Origin of the sequence: Phenylobacterium sp., assembly GCF_035569475.1 — a bacterium.
Taxonomy (GTDB): domain Bacteria; phylum Pseudomonadota; class Alphaproteobacteria; order Caulobacterales; family Caulobacteraceae; genus Phenylobacterium.
The window spans coordinates 1-5,409 of the sequence record NZ_DATMNA010000029.1 but is presented as its reverse complement, the minus strand read 5'-3'; the positions used below and the strand labels follow the sequence as shown (position 1 = coordinate 5,409).

Here is a 5,409-nt window from a genome sequence, read left to right as displayed (position 1 = left end):
CGGTGACGATCTCGCACAGCACCGGGATCGGGTCGTGGGCGTCGTGCGGCATGGAGGCGTGGCCGCCGGCCCCGATCACCTTGATGCGGATGACGTCGGAGGCCGCCAGCAGCGGACCGGTCCGGCCGGCGAAGACGCCGGTGGGCATGTTGGGCGAGATGTGCAGGGCGAAGGCGGCGTCCGGGATCGGGTCGATCAGGCCGTCCTCCAGCATGAACCGCGCCCCGTGCCAGCCCTCTTCGCCGGGCTGGAACATGAACATCACCGTGCCGGGCAGCCGGTCGCGGCGGTCGCACAGGGCCCGCGCTGCGCCGGCCAGCATGGCGACGTGGGTGTCGTGGCCGCAGGCGTGCATGGCGCCCTGGTTCAGCGAGGTGAACTCCAGCCCGGTGTCCTCGGTCAGCGGCAGGGCGTCCATGTCGCCGCGCAGCAGCACCGTGCGGCCGTTGGCCGGACCCCGTAGGATCGCCACCAGGCCGCTGGTGGAGGGGCCCTCGCGGATCTCCAGGGGCAGGCCCGCCAGGGCGGCGCGCACCTTGGCCGTGGTCTTGGGCAGGTCCAGGCCCAGCTCCGGTTCGGTATGGATGGCGCGGCGCAGGGCGATGGCGGCGGTGAGGCCCGCCTCGCCTGCGGCCCTCCAGGTCTCGGTCTCGAAGCTCATGGCGTTCATGGCGGGGCTCTAAGGTTGCGGGCAGGAGCAAACCGCAGACTTGGCGCGCGGCGGCGGCCAAGTCCAGCGTGGCTTTCCCCGCGGGCGGGTCCGAGGCTAAGAGAGCACCATGGCTCGCCCAAGATTCCACCTCGCCTTTCCCGTGCGCGACCTTGCCGAGGCGCGCGCCTTCTACGGCGGCCTGCTCGGCTGCCCGGAGGGCCGCTCGGCGCCCGACTGGGTCGACTTCGATTTCCACGGCCACCAGATCGTCGCCCACCTCGCATCAGCGGCGGACGCCGCTTCCACCAACCTGGTCGACGGCGAGGCGGTGCCCGTGCGCCACTTCGGCGTGATCATGGAGCCGGACGCCTGGCGAGCCCTGGCCGATCGCCTTGTCGCCGCCGGGACCCGCTTCCTGATCGCCCCCCAAACCCGCTTCGCCGGCCAGCCCGGGGAACAGCAGACGATGTTCTTCCTCGACCCCTCCGGCAACGCGCTGGAGTTCAAGGCCTTCGCCGACGACGCCCAAATCTTCGCTAAAAGCGTGTTCGCGAAATGAGCGTGACCTTCGCCGACGTCCAGTCGGCCGCCGAACGCCTCGCCGGCCGCGCGGTCGTGACGCCGCTGATCGAGAGCCCGGCCCTCAACGAGCGCCTCGGCGGGCGGGTGCTGATCAAGCCCGAGACGCTGCAGAGGGTGGGCGCCTTCAAGTTCCGCGGCGCGTTCAATCGCCTGAGCCGCCTCTCGCCCGACGAGCGGAAGGGAGGCGTGGTGGCGTTCTCCTCGGGCAACCACGCCCAGGGCGTCGCCCTGGCGGCGCGCCTCCTCGGCCTGCCGTCCCTGATCGTCATGCCCGCCGACGCCCCCACGGTGAAGGTCGAGGCGACGCGCGGCTATGGCGCGGAGGTGCGCTTCTACGACCGCGCCACCGACGACCGCGAAGCCCTCGCCGCCGCCGCCGCGGCCGAGCGCGGGGCCGTCGTAGTCCCCGCCTTCGACGATCCCTTCATCATCGCCGGCCAGGGAACCGCCGGCGTGGAGATCGCCGCTCAGGCCCGCGCGCTGGGCCCCTCGATCGACCTCCTGCTGGGGCCGGTCGGCGGCGGCGGCCTGATGTCGGGAGTCAGCCTGGCGATGCGGGCCCTGTCGCCGGCGACAGGGCTCTACGGCGTCGAGCCGGACGGCTTCGACGACACCCGCCGCTCGCTCGAGGCGGGCGAGCGCCGCGGCGCGCCGCCGGGCCCGCGATCGCTCTGCGACGCGCTGGAATCGCCGATGCCGGGCAAGCTGACCTTCCCGATCCTTCGCGCCCACCTGGCCGGCGTCCTCACCGCCACCGACGCGGAGGTCGCCGAGGCGATGCGTTACGCCTTCGCCACCCTGAAGCTGGTGGTCGAGCCCGGCGGCGCCGTCGCCCTCGCCGCCCTCCTCGCCGGCAAGCTCGACCTCGCGGGCCGCACCGCCGCCATCATCCTCTCCGGCGGCAACGTGGACGCGGAGCTGTTCTCCCGGGTGCTGGCGGGGGAATACTGAGAGGTGCGCATCTCCTCCCCCTCAGGGGGAGGAGAATCTACGAAACCCCGTCGGCGCGCCGCTCCCCGCCGCCCCGATGCGCGCCACCGCCTCGGCGAGCGCTTCGATGGCGACGGCCATGTGGTGGGCGTTGGCGTGCAGGAGGCGCTCGGCGTCGAGCATCATGCCCACGTGACCGCGCCAGAACACCAGGTCGCCGCGGGTGAGTGTCTCGCGCGCGACCGCCTCGCCCAACGCCGCCTGCATGTCGGTGTCCCGCGGGCAGGCGCGGCCGGCGGCGTAGAGCGCCTGTTGCACAAGGCCCGAGCAGTCGATCCCCAGGCTGTCGCGGCCGCCCCACAGGTAGGGGGTCCCGAGAAACTTGAGGGCGGTCTCGACCGGATCGGCGAAGTCGGCCCCGATGGCGGCCAGGTGGGCCACCGGGATCCAGCCGCCGCCTTCCACCCGCGTCAGGGACCCCGCAGTCTCCGCCGCCGTGACCAGGGCGCCCAGACTGAACGGCCCGCGCGAGGGCGCCTTGATCGAGGGCTCCAGGTAGGAAAATGTGCGCAGGGCCGACACGCGGTGGGTGGGCGTGAGGTCCCGCGCCGAAAGCGCCGCCGCCTCCACCCAGCCCACATAGCCGTCGCGGGAAGCCTGACCCCAGGCGAAGCCGTCCTCCATCTCCAGCACGTCGAAGCGCTCGCCGAACAGCAACTGGTCTACCTGTTCGGCGTCGACGCTCGGCGCGGCCCGCACCGCCGCCGCCGGGATCACCAGGCGCATCGCCGTGGTCGCCTCGAACCGCTCCGCCCGGACCAGGCCCTCGAGAGCGTCGCTGGCCAGATCCGGACGAGCCGGGGTGAGGCGTGGATCGGCCCTCATGCGTAGCGGGCCTCCAGCACGGCGAGGATCGCCCGGATCGCCTGGACCTCCGCCCCCGCCGGCCAGCCGGGGCGAGCCCGGGGGTTCCAGGCGAAGATGTCGAAGTGAGCCCAGGCGCCTTTCCCAGAGGCGCTTTCGGGGGCGCTTTTGGGGGCGAAGCGCTGCAGGAACAGCGCCGCCGTCACCGATCCCGCCTGCGCCCACGCGTCCGGGTCGTTCTTGAGGTCGGCGACGTCACTGTCGAGCGAGGCGGCGTAGCCCTCCCACAGCGGCATCCGCCACAGCGGATCCTCCACGGCGCGCGAGGCTTCCGCGAGCGCGTCCGCCAGGGTGTCGTCCGCGGTATAGAAAGGAATGACCTGCGGCCCCAGCGCGACGCGCGCGGCCCCGGTCAGGGTGGCGAGGTCGATCGTCAGGTCCGGCTCCAGCTCGCCCGCGCGGGTCAGGGCGTCGGCCAGGATCAGGCGCCCCTCGGCGTCCGTGTTGCCCACCTCGATGGAGAGGCCCTTGCGCGAGGCCAGCACGTCGCCCGGCCGCATGGCGTCGCCGGAGATGGCGTTCTCCACCGCCGGAACCAGCACGCTCAGCCGCACCGGCAGGTTCAGCGCCATGATCATGCGCCCGAGCGCCAGCGCGTGGGCCGCCCCGCCCATGTCCTTCTTCATCAGCCGCATGCCGGCGCTGGGCTTGATGTCGAGGCCGCCGGTGTCGAACACCACGCCCTTGCCGACCACGGCCACCTTCGGCCGGCCGGCCTCGCCCCAGGTCAGCTCGATCATCCTGGGCGCGCGGGCCGGCGCGGCAGCGCGCCCGACGGCGTGCACGGCCGGATAGCCGGCGCCGATCAGGTCATCGCCCACCACGACCGACAGCGACGCACCGTGGGCCTGCGCCAGTTCCCGGGCGATGGTCTCGATCTGCAGCGGACCCATGTCGTTGGCCGGGGTGTTGACCATGTCGCGGGCCAGGGCGCAGGCGGCCGCCAGGGCGTAGACACGGGCCAGATCGACGCCGGGCGGCGCGACCAGGCGGGGGGGCGGCCCGCCGCGCTCCTGCTTGTAGCGGTCGAAGCGATAGGTCCCCAGAGCCCAGGCCAGGGCGATGTCGCCCGCCCCGGCCGACGGCGTCGCGGTCGATCGCCCGGGAAAGACGATCTGGTAGTCGCCAGCCGCCAGGCGCGCCGACAGCCCGCGCCAAACCATGGCCGACGGGGCCATGGCGGACGGCGCCGTCTCGCCCAGGCCGAAAAGCACCCGCTCGACGGCGCCCTCGGGCGTGGGAACCAGCACCAGTTCGCCCGCCTTGCCGGCGAACGACGCCACGGCGGCGGCCGCCCGGGCAGTGGGGGATGCTCCCTCGGCGAAGGCGGGCCAGTCGCGCGGCGCGAGCGGGTGAATGGGGATCGCCGGCGCGTCGGCCGGCGCGGCCACGATGACATCAACCATGGGCCGCTTTTGCACCACCGCGCGTGGGGAGGAAATGTGTCTTTGCGGTAACACCAGACCGGGAACGACGCATGGTCGGCTCAGGATGTCGTGCGGCGTCAGCGGCGCCGGAACCAAACGCTCGCGTGCGAATTTGGACGATTGGGCGGCGGACAGCGCCGTTTGATAGCATCGGTGTGTTTTTTCGTCGACGCCCCATGGTTCTTGGGGTGTCGGCAAAACGGCAGCTTAAACGGCGCCTTGCAGGCAAAGAGGGATTGAAGATGAAAATGAAGCTCCTGGCTGGTGTCGCCCTGGCGGTGACCGCCGCCGCATCCGGCGCCTGGGCGTCGGAAAACGGCTGGTACGGCGCGGTCGATGTCGGCGGCCACCAGATCGACCCGTTCAACGCCATCTCGATCGACCCTGGCGTTACGCCTTTCCGCTACAAGACCCGGGATGACGTCGTCGTCTACGGCCGTATCGGCTACCAGCTGTTTCCCCACCTGCGCCTTGAACTCGAAGGCGGCTATCACCCGAGCACCCTGAAGGGCGTTTCGAGCATCGGGGGCAACCAAGTCCTGCTGTGCAACTACAACAGCAGCGCGGCCTTTGACGGCATAGGCAGCGTCACCGGGACCTGCGGGCGGCCGCATGGCGAGGTCGACGTCTGGACGGCCATGGGCAACGCCCTCATCGACCTGCTGCCGAATTCGCGGATCGATCCGTTCATCGGCGGCGGTGTCGGCATCGTCTCCACTCACATCGGGGCCACTGGCAATCTGATCGGCGCCGGCCTGCCCTTCCCGAGCACCTTCTCATCGCACACGCCCGACCACGACAGCGAGCAGTTCGCCTATCAGGGCATCGGCGGGATTTCGTACCAGGCCACGGACCGACTGAACATCGACCTGACCTATCGCTACCTCGCCAGCG

The 5,409-nt window shown here is 71.7% G+C and carries 6 protein-coding genes; 3 read left to right on the top strand and 3 right to left on the bottom strand.

Translation table 11 applies throughout. The annotated features are described in order from the left end of the window. Positions 1-670: amidohydrolase (locus tag VNW53_RS04225; RefSeq protein ID WP_325553835.1), on the bottom strand; the 670-nt coding region annotated here is incomplete at its 3' end. 109 nt (positions 671-779) lie between these two features. Here VNW53_RS04225 and VNW53_RS04220 point away from each other — a divergent pair. Further along, a complete protein-coding gene (locus tag VNW53_RS04220) occupies positions 780-1,211 on the top strand; it encodes a VOC family protein (RefSeq protein WP_325553834.1) in 432 nt (143 codons plus the stop codon). Then, positions 1,208-2,185, top strand: coding sequence for a threonine/serine dehydratase (locus VNW53_RS04215; RefSeq protein ID WP_325553833.1), 978 nt, complete (start codon positions 1,208-1,210; stop codon positions 2,183-2,185). Before VNW53_RS04220 ends, VNW53_RS04215 begins: the two co-directional genes overlap by 4 nt. 21 nt (positions 2,186-2,206) lie before the next feature. On the opposite strand, the gene VNW53_RS04210 is transcribed toward VNW53_RS04215, so the two are convergent. After that, entirely contained in the window at positions 2,207-3,049 is an 843-nt protein-coding gene (locus tag VNW53_RS04210) for an NlpC/P60 family protein (protein WP_325553832.1), read from the bottom strand. Next, the gene (locus tag VNW53_RS04205; protein ID WP_325553831.1) at positions 3,046-4,494 is read right to left on the bottom strand and encodes a leucyl aminopeptidase family protein; all 1,449 of its coding nucleotides are present in this window, start codon (positions 4,492-4,494) and stop codon (positions 3,046-3,048) included. The genes VNW53_RS04210 and VNW53_RS04205 overlap by 4 nt, the downstream gene beginning before the upstream one ends. A gap of 263 nt (positions 4,495-4,757) precedes the next feature. Here VNW53_RS04205 and VNW53_RS04200 point away from each other — a divergent pair. Beyond that, on the top strand, positions 4,758-5,409 hold a 652-nt coding region (locus VNW53_RS04200; protein WP_325553829.1), incomplete at its 3' end, for an outer membrane protein.